Consider the following 19293-nt stretch of genomic DNA (forward strand, 5'->3'; position numbering starts at 1 on the left):
AAGTCTTTGGAGCTGTCGCGGGACTTGTCGGACATGTTGTAGGCGTAGATCTTGTCGTCCGACGCGTCCGACACCCAGATGGTGGTCGCGTTCGACCACATGCCCCTAGCGGCGGTGTTGCCGGCCGCTTGCAGCCCGTCGAGATCTTCGCTTGCCTTCCAGCCGTAGGCTGCGGTCACTCCCCGATTGATGGTCACCCAATAGGTGCGGGTGGTGGTGGTGTCTTGGGCGGTGACCGTGACAGTGACAGGGTTCCTCCCCGCGCTCAGGCTCACCTGGTGACCGCTGGCGGTGGTGTCCGAGTCGTCAGGTTTGATGACGACCGAAGCGTTGGAGTTGTTCCTGCCCGCCGAGATCGTGGCGGTGGTTACCGTGGAAGCCACGCCCAACTCGTAGTGGAGCGTTTCCGCGTCGAACCCGACGATGTCCTTCGGGCTGACCGACAGGGAGCTCAGCGTGGCGTCCGTGGAGAGGTTCTGCCTTCCAAGATTCCCACCGCCTTTGGAGTCGCCTTTGGAGTCAGCGCCCCTAAGGTCGGCGTCTCTAGCGCCGATAGTCTCAGTGGGAGGCTCGTCAGTCACCGAGAGAGGCTCAGTAGTCACGGGGGGAGGCTCGTTGGCCTGCACGCCCATGGCCGATTGCGTGCTCCAAGGGCCGGAGCCGTCGTTGTAGCGCGCCCGCATCATCACCTTGTAGCGGTCGCCCGGCGTGAGTCCGGTGATCGTGTACGAGGAGGTGTCCCCGCTGGGGTAGGCGTTGCCGCGCTCGGCCTCATTCACGCTGCGATATGACAGCCAATCGCCATCCTCGGGCGCCCACGCAATCCGGTAGCTTTCAGGAGCTGGCGACGGCACGTCCCACGTCACCGTCAACGAGCCCGCAGTATCGCTGCTCAGTCGCGGCGCCCCGCGCACCTGAAGCACCGACTGGGCGCTCCAGGGGCCGGAGCCGTTGTTGTCGCGGGCCCGCATCATCACCTTGTAGCGTCCGCCCGGCTTCAGACCGTCGATCGTGACATGGGTCTGGTCGCCCCCCGGATATAGGTTGCCGCGCTCGGTCTCGTTCGCGCTGCGATACGACAGCCAATCGCCGTCCTCAGGCGCCCACATCAGCCGGTAGTCATCTGGAACAGGTGACGGCGTGTCCCACGCCACCGTCAACTGACCCACCACGGTGCTGCTCAACTGGGGTGCCGCCATTGACGTGCTGGCCAGGGACTTCCCAGGCAACACCGCCAGTCCCGCAGCCAACACCAGCAACGTCAGCAGTGCCCTTCTGCGGGCGCTGGTAGCAATCATTGCTGAAAGCTAGAACAACAAGACACAAATGGCAAACCCATAACAACAACATAAGCAACACACTCACAACACCAGTGCACGAGCAACGCCCCACGAGCGAACATGCGGCATGCAGGCGGTGACCGGCATCCCTGCGCGGAACTGGCGGGCATCGGGGTGTCAAGGCCCGGGCTGGCGTTTGCGGCCGAATGACGCGCACCCACTGGCCCTCGTGGCGGTGCCGCGCAATCGGCTGCCGACGCACAGCGCGAAGGGGCCGAAATAGTGTTAGAGGGGATGCTCCTGCCTGAACGCCACCACAGGGCTGTCGGCACTCACCAATCGGCGCACCTGCCGGGAGGCATGTGAGTGGACTGGTCGGCGCTATTTGACTACTTGCCGCAGCTCACTTTGATGGCAGTGACCGTCGCTCCCGCCATCAAGCCGGGCCGGGAAGGGCTCTCCTCGTGGTTAGGTCGCGGGCGCAAGCCGTCGGCCAGCGTCCAGTCTGCTTCTCGCGGCGGGCGGTGGTCCAACCAGAGCGGATACCGCCTTTCAGCCTGGCCGTCGACTGCGCAGCCACAGGAACTCGAGCACTACGTCGCGGCGCGAGGCCTAGTGCCCATCCAGAGGAAGGTCCAGTCATCGAGGCTCAGATCGACGTGGAGGGCAGTAGCGGACTTCCTGTTCGAGACCCGGGCCAGCCCGAAGCCCGGATTCAGGATCCTGGGATGGCGGTGCCGACCAGTCCCGGGTTCCGAAGCGATACCGGGCGCATTCGTCCTGGCTCTGCGGCTCCACCCCAACGAGAACAGGAGCCACCTGCGAACGTCGCTGCTGCCCCGCCTCCGGTTCTCGGACCGTCCCTGCCTCGTCGCCATCGCGTCGGTCTCGGATCTTTTCGACGAGACGTCTTGGGTGCGCTGCTACGCCGTTGACCCGTCCACGACGAGCCTCGACCCCGAGGATTGTCAGCTGGTCGCCGTGCAGTCCTATGACACCGCCCGGCGCGGGACGCCGACCTGCATCAGCATGAGAGTCCGCGACGCCCGCGAGAGCGTCGTATGGCTGATTGTCGACAACGTCGGCAAAGCTGCGCCCGGCGGGGACTGGGGCCGGTCCCCCGCAACGATCTACGAGACCCACGATGACGCGCCCGAGCCCGAGGACCTGGGCGACGAACGCGTCCAGATCGATGACGACTTCCGCTACATCCGCCGCGAGGACTTCACGAGCAGTCTCATCGGGCGAACCATCGTGTGGCTGGCGGCCGGTGCATGCGTCCCCCTGCTGTATCTCCTGGGCTGGGGGTCGGCCGTCTTCTTGGGCTTGCGGCTTCCGTCGTGGCTGACCTCGGGAGCGACTGTGGTCCCGGCGGTGTGGCTTGCGCTGTGGACCTCGTTGGCCTACCTCTATGTCGGCGCCATGGTCGGCACTCAGCTTCAAGCCGCATGGTGGCGCCGACGAGACGGGCAGCGTCGCCGCGGCGACCGAGTCTGGCGGGGCGGAACCACCGACTGCCTAGTGTTCGGTTCGATGGTACGGAGAGGCAGACGGCTCGACCGCGATGGCTGGAGGAGATTCTGGCTGAGCCTGCGACCCGGGGACTAGGGGACCGCAGGCTATGCCGAGGTAGAGACGCCTAGCAGCGCTCAACATGATCGACAGGCGGACGCCGACGAGAGTATCTGCGCTGGTGTGAGCAAGCCCGGTAGGGGATCTGTTCAGGGGCAGCTTCACCGTCGCGTCGCCGCAGAAGCTGATCTACAGCATCGGCGAAGACATCAAGGATCATGAGATCGTCATTCTGGACTTCTCCGAGACCGTCCACATCGACGACAGCGCAGCCCTGTAGTGGAGTTCTTGATCGAAGTCGCCGTAGCGCAGCACACCGAGACTGTGGTGCTTGGCCTCACGGACCGAGTCGCGGAAAGCCTTCACGCTCTCGGCGTTCTGCGACTCGTACTCGAAGACCGTCTTGTAGGGACGATGGACGAGGCACTGGACTTGACGACCCGGTTGCTGAAGGCCTGACTTTGCGCATCTAGGTGGTTCCGACATGGCGGTAATTCCCAGCCTCAACAATGCATGGCGTGCGCCTTGGCATGGGCTAGCTATTGAGTATTCCTAAGCGTGCGATGGTCGCGATGTGGCGCCGTGATATGAGTAGCCGATTCTGCGCGTAGAGTCCGGGGCTATGAGGTTCTGGTTTCTGTTCTCGGCGGTTGAGCGCGTATCCGAGGCTACGCCTCCGCGCATGCGGCCAAAGCTGTGGGCCACGGTTGTGGTGACGGCGCTGATCGTCGCGGCCTGTTCCGCTGATGCGCCGGAGGTGACGCCCGCTGCGAGCGAGCCCCCTAGGACGACTCAGGCCGCTGCCGAACCGGCGCCGGAGACCCCTGCCCAACTAGACGATGACGAAGCTCCCGAGCTTCGAGACGCCACCCGGGAAGATGAACCCGGAGATGTCACCCAAGTCGAACCTGACGACGCCGCTCAAGTTGAGCCCGACGACGCTGCCGACTCCCCAGCGTCACCCCCGGCCGATCTGGGCGCCTTCAACGACTACGAGCCCGGCGATCCGGACTCCACTCTCCTGGGGACCGACGACGAGGTGCTGGTCGGCACGCTCGACAACGGCCTCACCTACTACTTGCGCTCGAACGACTCGCCGGCTGGGGCGGTGGAGACGCGGCTGGTGGTCAATGCGGGCGCCGTGCTGGACCCGCCGGGCGCGGAGGGAACCGCGCACTTCCTTGAGCACCTGCTGTTCAACGGCACTGAGAGCTTCTCCAAGACCGACCTTCGAGAAGTGCTGCGTTCCATCGGTGTGGAAGTCGGGCCGGACCTGAACGCGTACACGTCCGCCGACGAGACCGTGTACATACTCGACTTCCAACTCGATGACCCCGGGGCGCTTGATCTCGCCTTCACCGTGCTGTCGGAGTGGGCGTCGGCGGCCACGATCTCGCCGGAGGAGGTTGAAGCCGAGCGGGGCATCGTGGTCGACGAGTACCGGCTGTTCGACGAGTCCGCCGACGGCCGGATCGGGAACTTCCTCGACGCCGTCTACTACAGCGGCACCGTGTATGAGGGCATGCAGCTCGGCGGCAACGAGCAGTCGAACGCCTCGATCACCGCCGAGCAACTGCGGGCCTTCTACGAGACGTGGTACCGGCCCGACAACATGGCGGTGGTCGTGGTGGGGGATCTGCCGGTGGCCGATATGGCGCAGAAGGTCGCGGAGTTCTTCGGCGGGTTGACCAACCCTGTTGAGCCGATGCCGGCCCAGCCCGAGCGCAGCGCGTTCACTGCGGACTTCGTCGACGAGCCCGTCATCGATGTGGTCACCCATCCCAACTACGGCGGCATCTCGATGTCGATCGACTGGCAGCTGCCGGCTTGGACGCCCGCTACAACCGGCGGCGACCGGTTCCGCTTGATGGAAGGCGTTATCGCCAACCTGCTCGAAATCCGGCTCGACAGCGCATACCGCGCCGGGCTGATGTCCCAGGCCAGCGAGCCCTACGTGGTGTCGTGGCAGCAGGCACGCGGGCTGCGCCTGTACGGCACGAATATCCGGGGCCAGGACCTGCAGCAGGCCACCACCGACTACCTGTCGGTGCTCGCTGGTGCGGCCCACTACGGCTTCACTCCCGCCGAGTTGGACCAGGCGATCGCTGCGGTCCGCACCGCGCTGGAAGCGCAGCTCGAGCGGGAGGCGACGATGCAGAGCGCGGGACTGGCGGACAGGTACGTGCTGCACTTCGTGGAGGAGGAGAACATCGAATCGGTCGAGGACCGTGTGGCCCGGCAGGGCGCGCTGCTGGATACCTTCACCGTCGAGGAGCTGACGGCGCACCTCCGCTGGATACTCGACAACGCGCCGCCGCTGGTGGTGTCCCTCGGCGACGATCCCGCCAATGTCCCCGACGTGGAGGAGCTCCGGGCGGCCATCGATGCGGCGGCCCCATTGGCGGCGCCCGAGCCCGAGGAGCGCATCGAGACGCTGATGGCGCCACCCGATCCCGTCGCGCCGATCCGTGAGCATTCGGTGAGCCTGTTCGAGGGCGCACACGAGTGGGTCTTCGCCAACGGGGCCCGCGTCGTGTTCGCCCCCTCGGATCTGGCTGCCGGCCAGGTGAACGTGACGGCGCAGAGCCTGGGCGGCTGGTCGCTGCTGCCGATCGGCAACGCCGGAATGCGCCGCGCCATCACCGGCGCGGTCGCCAACAGCGGAGTCGGCGACTACTCGGCATCACAGATCGACGAGTACCTCGCCAGCACCACGGCCCGAGTCGGACCGTATCTCAGCGAGTTGACCGAGGGCTTCTCAGGCTCCGCCAGCCCCGACGACCTCGGCGACCTGCTCGCGCTGATGCACCTGTACATCATCGAGCCGCGAGTCACCGAGGTCGCCACCTCCCAGCAGATCCAGGATCTGCAGACCCGCAAGTCCTACGCCGAGAACGACCCGGTCTCAAGCTCCGTTTACACGCTGTGGGACGCGTACTACCAGAACAGCCCCTGGTACCGCTTTATCCTGACGCAGGAGGAGATCGACGCCGTCACCGCCGATCAGCTGCTCGAGCTCTACGAAGCCCGCCTGGGCGACGTCGACGACTTGGTGGTGGTGATCGTGGGCGACACCGACCGCGACACGGTGGCCGATCTGGCGGCCCGCTACGTCGGCACCCTGCCCGCCGGCGAACCCGATCAGTACGTCAACCACAACCCTGGTTTCCCTCAGGGTGTACACCGCATCACCGTTCCCGTTGACGCCGACGCCGGGGCGTCGGGCCTCTACCTGCAGTTCGGTGCCTCAGTGCCGGTCACCGTCGAGACTCTGGTTATCGCCGACCTCATCGAGAGCCTGCTGGGCGACCTGCTCTTCGGCACCGTCCGTGAGGGTCTCGGCGAGTCCTATTCCGCCTACGCGGTCCTGTCGCCGTGGGTCGAAGTGGGCATCTGGGACAATTACTTCGGCGCGACCGGCCCCTCAGACCGCCTCGAGGAGATCAACGCCACAGTCGTGGGGATCATCGCCGAGCTGACCGCCGACGGGCCGACCGACAGCGATCTGGCTCGGGCAATGTCGGTGATGCGGGACGACTACCAGCTCGACAGCAACGGCGAGATCATCTCCCCGCTGCTGCTACGCCGCCACCTCGATGATGCTCTCGTCGGCACTCCCGAACAGCGACTCCAAGTGCTGGACGAGGTCACCGCTGCCGACATCCAGCGGTACATGGCGCTGTTCTTCAACCTCGACAACCGGATCGAGATACTCCGCGTCGAACAGTAGAAGTCTCGGCGAGCCGCCCTCGGCGAGCGCGTAGTCCCGTCGAGTACTTCCTCCCGATGCGATGTCCGGCCGTTGGGGTGAGGCCGCTGCGGGATCGGCTAGCCCACAGGAGCGGCGAGCGACACCCTGTGAGTCTCGCCGACCGACCACGAGAAGCCCGGATCGGTCCAGTACACCTTGTACACGGGCCGCCCTGTGTTGTTCCCCAGGAACCCGCGGTACGCGTCGCCGACACGGAAGCTTTTTCCGTCGACGGTCAGCACCCAGTCGTCGGGCATTGCCCGGTCGAAGGCGTAGAAGTCGAGCGCCTTCGTGTGGGAGGTGCCGTCGGAGTTGCTGCGGTTGCCGCGGTACCAGGCCAGGATCAAGAACTCGTAGGCGGTGTCGCCGACGGTGACGGTCCTCGGTGCGAGCGAACCGACGCTGGTCGAACCGTCTTCGCGGTCCTGGTAGCCGAGGTACCCGGAGTCGGCGTCGCCGAACATGCCGACAGTGAGCGTGGAGGTCCAGATCTCTTCGGTGTCGATCAGCAGCGGGTCGGCGGCTGAGATCCGCACCTTGACCTCGTCGCCCTCCGCCCAGGAGAAGGGCCGCTCGTCCCATGCCCAATAGCGGCCAAGCGGAACCTCGTGTCCATCGGGGTGCAACGCATGGGCCGACACGAACTCGGCTCCGCCGACCTCCAGCCGGAACGGCGTGGGCAGGTCGCCGCGGTAGCCGAATAGGAACGCGTCCGTCATTTCGCCCGATTTGAATATGACCGAATCGCCGGGGACGCTCCCAATGAGTCTCACGTCGCCGCGCCCCCCGATGGTGCTCTCGTCGCTCGCGGCGGTGATATCAAGACTGCCCCAGCGCATGCCGAGTCCCGCCACCCCGTATCTCTGACGGTTCTCGATGTTCGTGAACTCCCATTCTTCGACGGTCATGATGCCCTCCAACACCCCGTCATACGGCTCGGGTTCGGGTTCGGGTTCGGGTTCGGGCTCGGGCTCGGGCTCGGGTTCGGGTTCGGGCTCGGGCTCGGCCACCCGCTTGGTGTAGGTGAACGACCACTCTCCCTTCCAGTTCGAGTACCGGGACCTGATCTGGACCTCGTACACCGCGCCCTGGACTAGGCCCGTCAGCGTCACCTGCTCGGTGGTCGGGTACATCGTCTGGTCGGTGCCCGACTGCCCGCGGCGTGCCCACACGAACTCGTAGTCGTTCGGCGCGGGATTGGACCGGTTCCAGGTGACCGACAGTGTGCCCGGCGTTTCGCTGGTCAGCCGCACACCGCCGACGGAGCCGCGGCCGTTACCGATCGTGGCGCGACCCTCTATGGCCTGCTTCGTGCCAGTCTTGGCCGCGGTCTGATCGTCGGCGGTTGCAGGCAGTGTCGTGGTCGGTGTAGGCGGTGCCGTTGTGGTTGTGGTAGTGGTCGGTGTGAGGGGTTCTGCTGTTGTCACTGCGGCCCGGATCTCAGCGCTCCAGGGACCGCTCCAGGGGCCGCTGCGGTAGCGGGCACGCACCTTCAGCTTGTAGGTCTCGCCTTCACTCAGACCGGTGATGGTGTGCTGGTTGTCTGTCGGGAACGCATTGCCGCTCAGGTCAGTCCAGGTGCGGTAGTCGCCTGTCGCCGGGGCCCACATCAGGCGGTAGTCGTCCGGCACCGGTTCCGGCACGTGCCAGGTGACGGTCAACTCGCCCGCAGCGCCGCTGTGGGCGGACAGACCGCTGATGGCTCCCGGCGCGCCCGCGCCCGCTCCAGGCGTCACCGCGAGGCTGGAGACGAGCACAGCCGCCGCCACCGCCCCCCACCCAAGCGCTCGAATCGGCCCCGAACGTCTCCCTCGACCAGTGCTCACGTTCTCAATCGCTTTCGTGCCTGCACCAGTCAGTTCTGTGCGCTCGGACCGGGTATCTGGAGGACGTTGCGGTTGGAGAGCTTCCGGCCGTCGGCGGTGCAAATCGCGCCGGTGTCTTGACAGTCGGTGGTGGCCGGCAGGACGATAGTCACCGTTGCGCTGCTGGAGGGCTGCACGGTGATCTCCCAGGCGAGGTTGCTGCCCGGCGTCAGCCGTCTGGCTTTGATCACCTCGCCGCCGGACTCGGTGAAGGCGCTGTCCCGCAGAGTGACGTAGCTGAGGGAGGGCTCCTCGCTGAAGTGCAGTTCGAAGGTGAAGGGAGCGCTGCCGTCGTGGGAGCCGGGAACGCTACGGAAGCTGGCCGTCAGCGGCGGCGGTGCCACTGCCGCAGTGGGCTGGCTGGTCAACGACTCGGCGTTGTTCTCGTCGTCGGTGAAGGACACCCGCACGGTGATGGCCTTGCCCTGGTCGCCGGTCACCAGCGTGTAGGTGCTGTCTGTGGCCCCGCTGATGTCGGTGCCGTCGGCCAGCCACTGGTATCTGTAGGTTGCGTTGTCGAGGCCGTCTTCGTCCGCGATGCCTGCCGTGTCGGCGGTCAGGGTCTGCCCGACCTGAGCGGTGCCGTCGATGGTCGGTGTTCCCGTCGCGGCGGAGTTCTCATCGCTGGTGTCCTCCTCTTCCTCTTGCGGCGGCTCGACCTGTTCTTCGGTTGTCTGTTCTTCGGTTGTTTGTTCTTCGGTTGTTTGTTCTTCGGCTGTGGTTACGCTCACGGTGACCTCGTCGTCGACCTCCCAGCCGGGTGTGATGTTCTCCCATACCCAGAAGCGGCCGACACGTGACTCGTCCCCGTCGGGATGTACCGCATCCGCGGACGACAGCTGCGTCTCGCCGAACAGCAGCGTGAACGGCAGCGTCAACTCGTCGGCATAGGCGAATGTCACCGAGTCGGTGACCTCGCCTACCGACGGAAGCGTCACGTCTCCCGGGGCCCGCATCATGATGCGCAACTTCCCGTAGCTGCCGAGATAGGCGGAGTCCGCAGGCGCGGTGACCTCGAAGGTCCCCCAGTCGCCCCGCGTCGAGTACCCGAACACCGAATTCCCCCGATAGGTGGAGGTCCCCACGGTCATGGTGCCCGCCATCACCCCGTTGAATTGCTCAGCCTCTACGGTGACCGTCACCGTGTCCCGGGCGTGGAGGCCGCCGGCGTCGGTCACCCGCAGGGTGAAGACGATGGTCTCGTCGTCGGTGAGGTCCGACGGCGCTGTGAACGTCGGCGCTGAAACCGAGGCGTCGGACAGTGTGACTGTCTCGCCGCTGGTCTGTGACCATGCGTAGGTCAGGCTGTCGCCGGGGTCTGGATCGGTTGCCGAGCCGGCCAGGGTGACGGTTCCGCCGGGTGTGACACTGTCCTGGTCGGGTCCAGCGTCGGCGCTGGGCGCCTCGTTGACATCCACCAGCGTGACGCGCAGGTCTGCGGTGTCGGAGCGTGTTCCGTCGCTGACCTGCACGGTCACTTCGTAGGTGCCGTCGGTGTCGGCGTCGTCGGGGTTCTCGAAGTCCTTGGCGGCGGCGAAGCTGATGCTGCCGCTGCTTGTGATGCTGAACCGGCTCCGGTCGGTGCCGCCGGCGGCGCCTGTGGGAATCGTCCATGTGAGCCGTGAGCCGTCGGCGTCGGTGGCCACCAGCGCGGTGGCCGTTGTGGAGTTCTCGTCCATCCGCAGGAACCGGTTGCTGTTGATCTGCGGGCTGGCGTTGTTCGTCCGCACGGTCGTCGACCTGGGGCCCAGCACACGGCCCGACTTGGCCGCCACCTGATAGTGATAGTTCTCGGTCTCAGCTGCCGTGGCGTCCACATACGACGTGGCGTCTGCCGCGATACTCGAAGTCAGCAGGTACATGCCATAGGCGCTCGTACCCCGGTAGAGGTGGTAGCCGTCAGCAGCGGGCGTACCGGTGGGCGTCGACCATGAGAGTGTCACGCCGCTGCTGCCGCGTGTGGCTGAGAAACTCCCCACCGCTGCGGGGCGTGACCCCACCGAGACTTCAACTGACGGCGACGGGCTGCCCGGGTAGTAGCCGTCATAGATCGCCACCACCTGGTAGGCGTAGGTCCCGTCCGCGGGATCCTCGTCGGTCCATGTCGTGGCCGTGGAGCCGGTGTCCTCGACCATCACCTCCGGCTCGCCGTCAGCGACGCCGCGCAGGATCCTGTAGCCGGTGATGCCGCTGCGGTCATGTTTGGGGGCCGTCCAGTTCAAAGCGACGTCGCCGCCTGACACCGACGTGCTCAGCCCCGACGGAGCGCTGTCCCTGAGTGCCGCGCACACCCGTGGGACCATCGCCGCGTTGTGGCCGTAACGGAAGCTCGCGCTCTGGGGCCCCTGCATCCAGAGCTTGCCGTTCTGCTGGTCTCTGGACCTCACCGATGCTTCGCCGCCATGGCCGAAGTGCACTCGCAGTCTCTGGATCAACTCATCCTCAGCGTTGGCCGAACCGGCGGGATAGTGCAATACCACCGGCACCAATACCGACTGGACCCGCTGGTGCAAGCTCTCCGAGTTGGAGGTGTTGCGGTAGAGCCGCCTGACGATGGGCTCGTCGCGCCATAGATCGGCCGCCATCAAGAACAGCACCGCATCGAAGATGTCTCCGCCCGGGAACCACTCGTAGGTGTAGACGGCGCTGACGGCCGGGTGCGTTGACGTCTTCCCGGGCACGTCTGACTCGTTCGGGTCCCAGTCCGGTATCGCCAGATTGTGCACTGACTGGGGGAATCCATACAATACTGAATTCTGCGCCGGTCGCAACGGATTGGCCCGACAGATCGTGTCGATCTGGTAGGTGCGGAAGTCCGGATACCTCTGCGCCAAGATTCTATAGAGAACCTCGGCGTGGCGCCATGACCAGACATTTCCGGCCTCTTCCACGACAAGACTCGTCGCTGCCCCTCCCCCGACAGGCTGCATTATCCGCTCGTTCCTGAAGGTCTCTATCGACTGACTGAAGTCCAACACCGAGAGACGGGGATTCGTCGAAGCCTTAACCGCGTTCAGGGCTAGGGCCTGTTCCAGAGGCCCTCTCGTCGCCTCGACGAACTCGGTGCCGCGCCAGGCGAGGCGAGGGTCCCACAACGGCTTGTTCACCGGGCTGTGACAACTCTGGCAGCTAGAGGGTTCGACGATCCGCGGCGTGCTCCCGGAGAAGTCGATGACCCCGGCGGTCCAGTCCGTCTGGTTCTGCCGCAGGAACTCGACCGAGTCCCGGAACATGGAGGGAGCCAAGGGATTGCTGACCCAGGAGAATGTGTATGCCCCGTCGAATCCGAACGACACTACTCGCGGGCTGTCGACGGATACGTGGGGCCGGGCGGGCGACTCCGACTCGTAGTTCAGCACGAACCGTTGCTTGTACTCGTCCGGCAGGCTGTCGATGAACTGCTGTGCAGTGGTTATTCCGTTGTCCGCGATGTACTTGGAGATGCGGGGATAGCTGCCTGAACCGGGCTGCTGGCTACCGTCGTCTCCGAGTCCGTAGTGGGGCGAGAAGTCGCCACCGAAACCCTCTGGCAGCGCAGTGAGCCTGTTGCCGTGCAGCGAGAGCTCCACCAACATGAACAGTTCGTCGAAGATGCCTGCCGGGAGGGTCTGGAGGCTGTTGTTATGCAGTCGCAGCACCTCGAGCAGGTACAGTTCGTCGAAGATGCCCGCAGGCAGCGTCGTTATGGAGTTGTCCGAAAGGTCCAGCACCACGAGGCTGTGGAAGTCGTCGAGGTCCCCGGAGCTGAGGCTCGTGATGCTCTGGCCGCTGAGGTCCAACGACAATGTGTCGCGCAACTGCGCCTCGCTCACATCGCTGCACGCGTCGGCGCCGGTGGCGGCGACGATGGCGTCACGCACGGCGGCGGTTCGATCGCATACCGCGGTGCTGGTCGATTGCGCGCTCGCGATGTCGACCTTGCCCGCGGCCAGCAGCACAATCACCGTGAGGGCCGAGACAGCCGCGACCAACACCGCCACGCTCACCCAACTGGAGCCGGGGGGAGGCCCACCGATCCCGCTAGGGGCGCGACGAGAATCAGTCCCGACGCTGAGGAGGCTGCGCACTACCGTCCACCAACTCCCGGCACCCCTTCGGCCCAAGCAACTCAACGCCTCGTCCCGTCTGGGCCGTGGTGCTTTGCCATAAGGAGTTTCTTGGTGCCACATGGGTTATTCATCGGGTCTTTATAAGTGCAAGATAGTACAGGTGAGAAGTCTTGAGTCAAATAGTCGCTGCCCGGGTCGCTTCATGGGGCAGTCGCTCAGCTCCTAGAGCACCTCGAGCGGACTAGGCCGGGCTGTGCGCAGGTGGTTGCGTATTCCGCAGCGCTGTGCGCTGATGACGGGCTCAGGTGTGGGCCGAGTCGAGTTTCTCCGGTATGGCCATCCGGTAGCCGACGTGGGGGATTGTGGTGATGTATTTGGGGTCGCGGGCGTTGTCGGCCAGCTTGTGGCGGAGGTTCATGATGGTGGTGCGGATGCGGCTGGCGTCGGCGGCGTCGTCGCCGGGCCAGATTCTTGCTAGCAGTTCGTCGTGGGTGAGCAGCGAGCCAGCATTCATGGCGAGTTCTGTGAGCAGGCGGTACTCGATGCGCGTGAGTTCCACGGTGCGGCCGGCGACGGTAACGAGGCGGGCGGCGTAGTCGATGGCCAGGCTTCCGAGCTTGAACCCGGCGGACGCCGCCGGGCGCGCCCGCGGTGCGGCCGCAGCGGCTCTTGGGCCGCGCCGGGCACGGAGGGCGGCTATGACTCTGGCTGCGAGCTCGGTGGGGGAGAAGGGCTTGACGATGTAGTCGGCGGCGCCCATCTCCAGGGCCTTGGCGACGAGGCTGTCTTGGCCGTAGGCCGACAGGAATATGACCGGGATGTCGCGGTCGGTCAGCAGGTCTCGCATCACCTCGATCCCGTCGGTTCCCGGCAGCATCAGGTCCAGCAGCACCACATGGGGGTCGGTCTTGTCGATGAGCTCGGCGATCTCGTCGGGGTTGCCGGTCACGGTCGGCTCGTATCCCGCACCGGCGAGGGACTCGCGGATGTGTTTGAGTTCACGGGGGTCGTCGTCAACGGCCAGCACCCGCGTCCGGTCGCTGCCCGAGCTGCCGTCGTGGCTCGCGAGGCGGTCCGACCCGTCGGAGGTTTGCAGAGTGAACGCGAGCCGGCTGCCCAGCCCCGGCCCGTCGCTCTCTGCCCAGATGCGGCCGCCGTGGGCCTCGATGATCCCCTTGCAGATGGCCAGGCCCAGCCCGAGGTCCTGGCGCCGGTCCTGGCCCTGGGGGTGATGGTACTTCTCGAACAGGCGCCCGAGCCTGTCCGCGGTGAATCCCCGGCCGTTGTCCGCGACGGAGACCTCCACTGACTCGCCATCGATCCGTGCCTTGATGTGGATGATCGACTCGTCGTGGCAGTGGCGGGCCGCGTTGGACAACAGGTTGTTGAGCACCTGCACGATGCGGCGCGCGTCGGCGAGGACCAGCGGCAGGTCGGGTGGCAGCTTGACACGCACAGTCTGGTTGCCGCCGGCGCCCGCAAACGTGTCGCGGGCCTGGTCCACCAGCCGGGACAACTCGGCCGGCTCGGGGTCCACCGACAACGTGCCCGTCTCGATCTGCACCATGTCGATCAAGTCCGCGAGCAGACCCCGCATATGGTCGGCCTGCTGGTCGATGATCCGGACGAACTCTTGCGTCTCGGCCGGGTCCAGCGAGGAGCGGGACTGAAGCAGCGTGGTGGCCGATCCCTTTATGCTGGTCAGAGGCGCCCGCAGCTCATGGCCGATCATGGCCATAAATTCGCCCCGGAGCCGTTCGGTCTCCTCCAGCGGCCCCATGTCCTGGCCAGTGGTCACCAGCGACACCACCCCGCCGTCGGCTGAGCGGATCGGGGTCACGTTGACCATCGCGGTCAGCTTGCGGCCGTTGGGGAACTCGACGGTCATCCTCTCGTCTCGCACGGTCTCCACCGACGCAAGCAGCGACTCGTACGAGAGATTGTCGGAAGAGATCTCCTGGCCGTCGGCGCGCTTGATGGTGCTGCCACCGATGAGTTCCTGCAGCGAGTCAAACGCCAAGTCCATCTCCGCCATGAGCCGGCGCGCCTCCCGGTTGACCGACTGCAGTTCGCCGCTGGCAACGTCGAAGATCGCCACCCCCACCGGGGCGCTGTCCAGCACCGCCTCTAGGTCGTCGCGGGCCTGATGTTCGTCGCGGTAGCGGCGAGCGTTGGAGATCACCAGCGCGGCCTGCGATGCGAACATGACCAGCGTGTCCTCGTCAGCGGCTGTGAACCCGCCTGGCTTCTCAGCAACGTATACGGCCCCCAACAGCTGGCCCTGATGCCTCACCGGCGCGCCCAGGAATGCCGTGGCGTCGCTCGTCGGGAACGGCGGCTCCCACTCCGGAGCGCCGCAGTCGCGCAGATAGCCCGGGAAGTCGTCGAGACGCTTGGGTTTGTCGAAGCAGGAGATCAAATCGAAAATCTCCCAGCGGCTGGGCATCTCCCAGAACTCGCTGTCCTGTTGCTCTGTCATACCCGACGACATGAAATCCACCGGGTGCTCCTCGTCGTCGACCAGCAGGATCACCCCGACGGCGGCGCCTGTCAGCGCCCTGGCGCTGTCCAGCGCCCCTTGAAGAACCGCCTCCACATCGAGGCTCTCGTTGAGGCGCAGGCTCGCCGAGCTCAGCTTGGAGAGCAGCTCCCGGAGGGCCTCGACCTCCGAACCCGGACCCTCCCCTGCGGTCATCAGACCACTACGCCAGCGATGTCAGCAGGCGGGTGCAGCAAGCGAACCATCGAACAGTTATACCCCAGCGCCTCAGCGCCTTCAACGCACCAGGCAGCACCGTGCACGGCGCGATCCTGTCCGGGCCGGCGCGCCGCCCGTCAGATCATCGGGCGACTCAACTCCTGAAGCCCCTCGAACCCGCCGAGAACGCACGGTGGCTGTCAGTGGCCAGGACTGTAGGTACCGCCTCCGCTCCTAGCGCGACCAGATCCTGTCGGCGGCGACTGGGATCCAGGTCGCCGCAGGCGGGGAGATCGCATCCCATTAGTCCGGGCGTCTCGATCTCGCCCATTACTGTGAAGTCGCGCCACAGCGGCGCTCATCGGGCCAAACCATGGCCCAGCCGCTGGCGTGGGCAAGCAATTCGCCCGTCAAATTCCTACTCGGGTGCGAGTCTCATGGATCCCGCTCGTGGAGGACGACCCGCAACCAAGGAGATATCGTGATCACCCCTACGCAAGAGCGAAAGATGGTGCGCATGGCGCGCTCCACCCTTCTTCCCGCTGACGTGATTAGCGCGAGGGTGGGCTGTGACGTCGAAGAGGTGCATTCTCGGCTAGGAGCCAAGGCGATCCGTCGGGGCGTCGGTACGGTATGGATCCTCAAGGCCAAGAGTTCTGACATAGCTGTCCGACGAAGCGCGGCCAGCGCCCCTTCCTGCCCGTCGGACATCCTGCGCCGGCTTGCTCGGGACGGGTCATCCCGGGTGCGCTCAGCCGTCGCCAGTAACGACTCCTGTCCGTCGGACGCCCTGCGCCGGCTTGCTCGGGATCGGTCAATGTGGGTGCGCTCAGCCGTCGCCAGTAACCAATCCTGTCCGCTGGGAGTGCTCCGTTTGCTCGTTCGTGACCGGTTCGCTCTGGTGCGTCTTCGGGTGGCGGAGCGCAAGGACTGCCCCGGCGACTTCTGGTTGAAGCTCGCTCGGGATCGATCTCCGGAGGTGCGCTGCTGGGTCGCACACAACCCTTTCTGCCCGCGGGATGTCCTTCACTGGCTTGCTGATGATCCGGACCGGAGGGTGCGCCGAAGCCTTGCACGCGTCCGGTGGTGCACACCGGCTGTCCTGAGCCGGCTTATGCGTGACCGGGACCGTTTCGTGCGGAGCGAAGCAGCGCGCAACCCGTCCTGCCCCCTGGATCTCGTGCGTCAGCTCGCTGACGATCCCGAGCCCGTGGTGAGACGCGCTGCGGTGTCCAGGCTTCGCCGATCCGGGATGCCGGCGAGGGGTCTCCCGGCGAGCTGACACAGCAGGGGGCTGGAGGGGGAGCAGGCACGATGAGGGGCGCCCGTCCGGGGCAGCATGCATGCACCGACTGAGTCACCGAGGCTTAGGTGCTCTGTGCCCCCCAAGGAGTCCTCGCGAGCATCCGTTCCAGCCGGGCGATGACCGGAACTCCCATCCGACCGGATGGGGCGAGCCCCGATTCCCAGCGCGAGATCCCGGGACACGCGGCCTGCCCACAAGCTCCGATGCCGGGATAGTGTCGGCCACCGTGGCTGGGGAAGAAGCGCAAGAGGCTGGCCGAGAAGGCGTGCAGCGGGCGAAGCGATGGCTCGAGGGCACAGGACGCGTCAATGTGTACTGGACAGTGTACGAGCACGCCTCGATGCTGGGCGTGCCGCGCCCCGGGGGCGGGAAGCGGTCATTTGACATGAGCGGCGTCATTCTCGGTGGTGATCTGGATGGCCACCAACTATATGCAGAGGTCAAGAGACACTCGAATCCCCGCAACCAAGCCAAGGCGTACGGTGACTACTTGGCGAATTGCTACTGCAAGATGCTTCGAGATCCGGATAGGCCGTATCAGTTCATGTGGATCACGTGGCATCCTTTCAGCCAGACGAAGTGGACCAGGTTGTGTGAATGGGACGAGGTGCGAGATGAAGTCTCTAGACGGCAGACTGAATGGCTCGGCTCGAAGATCTTGGTCGATGACGACCTATGCAGGCTTGTCGCGGACCGACTCTGGCTCATTGTTCTGTCGGACAAGCAGGAACAACTCAGAATGAGCGATGAGATGTTGGCCGAGGTGCGCAAGACTGCGACGATAAGGACAAAGCGATGAGCACTGGTCAAGCGGCGATTGATGAAGCGCTCACGCATGGCGATCCGCAGGATGTCACAGAATCGGTGAAGATGATTGTCGCTCAGGAGATAGCGGCCGTCAATTCCGAGCTGAGGATACAGCGTACTGAGTACTTCAATCACTCCTACATCCCTGATCTGGTCACTTGGTGGGGACCGAATGATGCTGATCACCGGGAGGTGTTTCTGCGATTCGATTCTGCGGACCGAAGCCTGGCGCTCGATATCGAGAGGCTGAGTCGAGATCATCCGATGTTCTTCTCGTTGCGGCCTCATCGAGTGGAAGAGTCATCGCCTGAGGTAGCAGAGGCTCTGTCGCAGCATCGTCGAGTCATGGTCACGGAGGCCAGTGCTCTCAAGGAACTGTCAGGATCTGAGCCCGGCTCCTTTGAGTCCCTGGTGTCAACGTCCGTTGTAAGGGCCGGGCGCGGACTCGTGGACAAAGAGCAGGCGACTAGAGCCCGCATGGATACACAGGGCAGCATCAAGGCGGCACTCCTCGGTGATGAGCCTCGAACGCGGGCCGCTGTAGCGACCACGAGAGCGATCCTGGCGGACGCAGCTTCTCAAGAGATTGGCAAGTATTTGCAGATGCTATGGCTCGCCGGGGGAGGTGAACTTGATGCGTATCCCGGAGACAGGGATGTCGGCTTAGTTGCAGGGGCGCAAGATGTGGAGCGGCTCGTTCGTCTGGTATTGAGCAGCGAAGTTGTCGATAGCGTTGGATTCTGGCGTCGGCTGGGCTCAATGGTCACTCTCGAAGTGCTCGAGAACTTGGAGTCAGTTGAGTTGCTCCCGAATCTGCAACACCTTGTTAATGCCAACGTCTCGCGACTGTTCGTCTCGTACGCAGCGGTGTCGGAGCACGAACCGCGGCTAACCAGCGTGCAAAGTCCTTTCAGTTGGCTCGTGGTTGACTCGCGGTTGTGCCTTGACGGGCCGGAGTGGACGATCGCGTTCGCCGACGATGGCCGCCACTTTAGCGGAGTCAGCAAGGACCGTCAGTTGCCAACGATCGAAGAAGTCAACCGCCGTGCCTGGGAGTTCCTGATCGAGGCGGTGGAACTCGACGATGAGAATCTCTTGGTTACGGTGGAGCCGAAGGACCCCGATGGGCTACGATTCCACGGTGCCATCGGCGGGTTGTCCGGAGTAAGCGGGCTTCCGACGCTAGTGCGGAGTCTCACAGTCCGGAATGGTGTGGCTATAGAGGTAGAATATGATCGTCTCATCGCCAACACTCGGCAGCATAAGATCCCACTGCCCCAACTTGCCGACGTGGCTGTCGCACTAATGACAGACAGTGACGAGATCGAGGGACTCAAGTTGAGGAGACTTCTTGGGCTTGGGTCGGACGGGGGCCTCCTCTTTGGAGAGTAGCGATCATCGGCCTCGACCGTCGTCGACAGAGGCCGCGGCGCCACTCGGGCCTGGTGGCTCGCCAACACCACAGGCGAGGCACCGCGCCCCTCTAAGGCCTCATCGGTTCTGCGCTTGACTCGCGCTGTCGTGGCGATGAAGCCCGAGCCTCTCGTTGCGGAGACCGCTCGACTCCGGGAAACAGCCGCCGAGTTGGATTATGCCTTGGGCTCTATCGGTGCTCTGTGCCCCAGAGGTCCGCGCCGAGCACCCGCTCCAGCCGGGCGATCACCGGCAGGGTTCCCCATGACTCGCCCCGCAGCATCCGGCTGATGGAGGTCTTGTTGACCCCGCTCAGCCTTTCGATCTCCTCAAGGCCCCGGTCGCCCATCGCGGCCCTGAGCCGCTTGCCGAGTTCCTGAATAAGCCGCGCCTCCTCGGGCGCGTCGTCCGTTAGGCGGCCCTCGGGCCAGGCGTGGCCTTGAACGAGGTGTTCCCTGGGCTGGCGGTGCAGCTTGAGCCGGCTGTACTTGCTTGCCGGGTCGTCGCTCGGCTTGTCCACCACGGCCAACGACAGTAACCCGCACCTGCGGC

General features: G+C 65.1%; 9 protein-coding genes and 1 pseudogene (1 of these 10 cut by a window edge). 5 read left to right on the top strand and 5 right to left on the bottom strand.

What is annotated here, in order from left to right:
* A pseudogene (locus tag F4X11_15995) lies at positions 1-1298 on the bottom strand (hypothetical protein); it reaches 76 nt to the left of the window's first position.
* Positions 1299-1895: 597 nt separating this feature from the next.
* Between F4X11_15995 and F4X11_16000 the strand changes: the two are divergent.
* On the top strand, positions 1896-2888 hold the full coding sequence (locus F4X11_16000) for a hypothetical protein (GenBank protein ID MYN66509.1): 993 nt from the start codon (positions 1896-1898) through the stop codon (positions 2886-2888).
* Between the two features lie 586 nt (positions 2889-3474).
* On the top strand, positions 3475-6582 hold the full coding sequence (locus F4X11_16005; protein MYN66510.1) for a hypothetical protein: 3108 nt from the start codon (positions 3475-3477) through the stop codon (positions 6580-6582).
* A 98-nt stretch (positions 6583-6680) separates the two neighbouring features.
* Here F4X11_16005 and F4X11_16010 read toward each other — a convergent pair whose 3' ends face one another.
* The 3 genes from F4X11_16010 to F4X11_16020 form a co-directional block, all read right to left on the bottom strand.
* Complete coding sequence (locus F4X11_16010; GenBank protein ID MYN66511.1) at positions 6681-8372, bottom strand: fibronectin type III domain-containing protein; 1692 nt, start codon at positions 8370-8372, stop codon at positions 6681-6683.
* 86 nt (positions 8373-8458) lie between these two features.
* Positions 8459-12637 carry a hypothetical protein gene (locus F4X11_16015; GenBank protein ID MYN66512.1) on the bottom strand — a complete coding sequence of 1393 codons (4179 nt, stop codon included), beginning with the start codon at positions 12635-12637 and terminating at the stop codon, positions 8459-8461.
* 181 nt (positions 12638-12818) lie between these two features.
* Positions 12819-15212 (bottom strand): response regulator, encoded by a 2394-nt coding sequence (locus F4X11_16020; protein MYN66513.1) that lies wholly within the window; start codon positions 15210-15212, stop codon positions 12819-12821.
* Between the two features lie 376 nt (positions 15213-15588).
* Here F4X11_16020 and F4X11_16025 point away from each other — a divergent pair, with 376 nt between their 5' ends.
* The 3 genes from F4X11_16025 (at position 15589) to F4X11_16035 (ending at position 18720) form a co-directional block, all read left to right on the top strand.
* Positions 15589-16497 (top strand): HEAT repeat domain-containing protein, encoded by a 909-nt coding sequence (locus F4X11_16025; GenBank protein ID MYN66514.1) that lies wholly within the window; start codon positions 15589-15591, stop codon positions 16495-16497.
* 238 nt (positions 16498-16735) lie between these two features.
* Positions 16736-17320, top strand: coding sequence for a hypothetical protein (locus F4X11_16030; protein ID MYN66515.1), 585 nt, complete (start codon positions 16736-16738; stop codon positions 17318-17320).
* Entirely contained in the window at positions 17317-18720 is a 1404-nt protein-coding gene (locus F4X11_16035; protein MYN66516.1) for a hypothetical protein, read from the top strand. The genes F4X11_16030 and F4X11_16035 overlap by 4 nt, the downstream gene beginning before the upstream one ends.
* A gap of 211 nt (positions 18721-18931) precedes the next feature.
* Here the strand turns inward: F4X11_16035 and F4X11_16040 are convergent, their stop codons facing one another.
* The gene (locus F4X11_16040) at positions 18932-19270 is read right to left on the bottom strand and encodes a helix-turn-helix transcriptional regulator (GenBank protein MYN66517.1); all 339 of its coding nucleotides are present in this window, start codon (positions 19268-19270) and stop codon (positions 18932-18934) included.
* Between the last annotated feature and the right edge of the window lie 23 nt (positions 19271-19293).

The sequence above is a fragment of the Acidobacteriota bacterium genome (assembly GCA_009861545.1).
GTDB lineage: Bacteria > Acidobacteriota > Vicinamibacteria > Vicinamibacterales > UBA8438 > WTFV01.

Bases quoted from the DNA above. Each gene is read 5' to 3' on its own strand.
- F4X11_16005 (MYN66510.1), top strand. From the start codon at position 3,475: ATGAGGTTCTGGTTTCTGTTCTCGGCGGTTGAGCGCGTATCCGAGGCT.
- F4X11_16015 (MYN66512.1), bottom strand. From the start codon at position 12,637: ATGTGGCACCAAGAAACTCCTTATGGCAAAGCACCACGGCCCAGACGG.
- F4X11_16020 (MYN66513.1), bottom strand. From the start codon at position 15,212: ATGACCGCAGGGGAGGGTCCGGGTTCGGAGGTCGAGGCCCTCCGGGAG.
- F4X11_16025 (MYN66514.1), top strand. From the start codon at position 15,589: ATGGCCCAGCCGCTGGCGTGGGCAAGCAATTCGCCCGTCAAATTCCTA.
- F4X11_16035 (MYN66516.1), top strand. From the start codon at position 17,317: ATGAGCACTGGTCAAGCGGCGATTGATGAAGCGCTCACGCATGGCGAT.